Source organism: Mesorhizobium sp. M7A.F.Ca.MR.362.00.0.0, assembly GCF_004023175.1.
Taxonomy (GTDB): Bacteria; Pseudomonadota; Alphaproteobacteria; order Rhizobiales; family Rhizobiaceae; genus Mesorhizobium.
This window is the reverse complement of record NZ_RZTF01000043.1, coordinates 1-2,514: the sequence shown is the minus strand read 5'-3', so window position 1 is coordinate 2,514 and position 2,514 is coordinate 1. Positions and strand designations below refer to the sequence as shown.

General features: G+C 59.0%; 2 protein-coding genes. Both read right to left on the bottom strand.

All coding sequences use genetic code 11. From position 1 onward, the window contains the following. Positions 1 to 239: 239 nt before the first annotated feature. Positions 240 to 602 carry a hypothetical protein gene (locus tag EOC06_RS08750; protein WP_128307516.1) on the bottom strand — a complete coding sequence of 121 codons (363 nt, stop codon included), beginning with the start codon at positions 600 to 602 and terminating at the stop codon, positions 240 to 242. Continuing rightward, a partial coding sequence (locus EOC06_RS40065) for a hypothetical protein (protein WP_164898508.1) occupies positions 602 to 2,514 on the bottom strand: 1,913 nt, incomplete at its 5' end. The genes EOC06_RS40065 and EOC06_RS08750, both read right to left, overlap by 1 nt.

The following is a 2,514-nucleotide window of genomic DNA, read 5'->3' as shown; positions in this document are numbered from 1 at the left end:
CAGCACCGGATGCGGCGGCAAGAGCTTGGGCGCGGGAATTGAGGATGGCGCCTTCATGCTTCTTCTGGATGGCATCCCGCTGGGAGGCGGCCACTTCCTCCTTCGCCCTCATCTCCATCTGCTGGGCTTCGAAGTCGGCAGCGTTCTTTTGCGCCGCGCCGGCCGCGACCGTACCCACACCGGAAACCGCAGTGCCCAAAAGGCCAATCAGTTCAAGTCCCGACATCAGCGGAGGCCCTTCAAATTTCGCATCGGTAAACCTCTTGATCGTTCTCGAGCGCATGGAACTTGAAGCCGGTGAGCTTCAGCAGCCGGGGCGAGGTCTCGTATTGCTTGTCGCGAACGGTAAAGACGTGACTTTCGCCAAGCTGCCTGGCTTTGCGCAGGAGCCGCATTGCCATCTGAAGAACAGGGCGGGCATACTCAGGTTTCGATTCCAGAACTGTGAACCACAGCCAGCATCGGTCCCCACCCCAGGCCAAGCCCCCCGACCCGGCAATCGCGCCATCATCAATCCCGATATAGGCAACCGCTGGCCAGTCGATGGTGACGTTTAGCGCTACCGCAATCTGGTGAGGATCGGCAGGATGGATAGTAAGCATCAGCCGTTGGTGGTGATCTGCAAAACAAGGGAAATCAGCGTCAGCGTGTTGGGGCTGGCGCACTCAAGACAGACGCGGCTGTCCATGTCCCATTCTCCGGGGAAAACGAACGGCTCTTCATCGTTGATATCGCTCAGCACAATGGCGGGCGCGGTCGTGTAGCCTTCCAAGACCGGCAGCGGAAACATCGGCCGGTCGTCATTGTCGAACTGCGAGCCGTAGCGAATGCCGGCGCGAACGAAGTCCGTCATGATGAGGCCGACCTTGTCGACCTTCTTCTTCTGGAGCATCGCCGTACCTTCGGCTGCGCCATAGGCGAGCTTCGAAGACTTGTATCGTGCGGTATAAGGCAGACCGGCTACCCAATTGGTCACCGCAGACCCGACCGTGATGTTGCCACTGCCGTTCACGACATAGGTGTTCGGTTCGGAGTAGCCATTGGCAACGGTCACCAGCGGAGCCCCATCGGCCCAGACAACCACACTTTCGCCGATCAGATGCGTACCGACATTGATGGTGGTCGAGGCCGGTGAATTGACGCCTGTTTTGAAGGCATCCATGACCTTGCAGAGTGTAGACGGCTTGACCTCGGTATCGAGTGCCATCTTTTCGATATAGCGGACGGTCGAGCCGTTCACGGTTCGATTGACAACGAAATAAGCCCTGTCCTGGTCATCCGCTGGCAGCACGGCGGCGCTTTCAAACGAACCGTCCGTCTCTATCGGGATGAAGGCCAAGACCTCTTCCATAGGCTCATAGACGACACAAACGCACGAACCGTCGTTCATGATGATCCAGACACGCGTGTCAGGGCGGCGCTGGACCGCAAGCGACCTCACGCCCGAGGTGAACAGGTCGGTCGCAAGCTTGCTCATCTGCGTGGCGTTGTAATCGGAACTGGTGCCATCGAACGATAGTTCGAACAGCGCTTTTCCCGACCGATCGACAAACAGGCCCCGGCTATCGATGCGGGCTGGATCCACCGACGCCGCTCCGGTTGACGACGAATCCTTGATCGAAAGGTTGGATGGGGTCAGCGGCTCATCGAGCGAGGACGACTTGCATGTCGAAACAGCGCCTTCCGTGCCAATCAAGAGGCGCTGGAGGGCAAGTAGCCATTGGGTGTCATTGACGCCACCGGTAGCAATCGATCGCGAGATTGGGCCGCTGTCGCCTTCCGTCTCATCGTCAAAGTCCTCAAAGCCATCCGACACAGAGCCCCATAGCCTGTCGGAACCGGACAGCCATAGGCGCCCCTCGGCAAAAGCAACAGAGGACGGCCAAACCTGCTCGTCCGACCACTCGCACTCGCGCCAGTCGTCGGTGGCTACCGCGCCATGGAACGGAGACAGGATTTCGATATCGACCGACGTGCTGGAGTTGAAGGCTGTTACCCGGCAGACGCCATTGCCGCCGCCGCCGTCGTAATCGATAGCAACGGTTGCCGTGCCCGACGTGTATTCACCTGGTTCGAACCCAAGTTTGTACCAGATGATGGAGTTGTCGTCCGTTTCATCGTTGGTGATGTTGGCAACAGGGGCCGTAATGTCGCTGGCGGAGGTGGAGACAGCCTTCCGAAAGCGCTTGAAACCTGTGTCTTCCCCGTCGAAAGAACGTTGCCAGCGCAGCGTCCCAACCCACGTCCCGGATACCGAATAAACCCAGTTGCGGTCGTTATATTCATTGCCGCCGCCGGCTTGCACAACGCCCGTCACCTTAAACGCGTCGGTGAATTGCCCCTCGCCTGCCAGTTCCGTCGAGCAGTTGAACCCGCCATGCCGGAGGGTAAACAACGTGCCCACATGGCCGGTGTTGAAGAATGACGCGGACGCGGTGAGCGTCCCATTGCCCTCTGTGACACTCGGTGTGAGCTTGATCGCGCGTGTTCTGCCAGTCGTGAACGGACCATTGT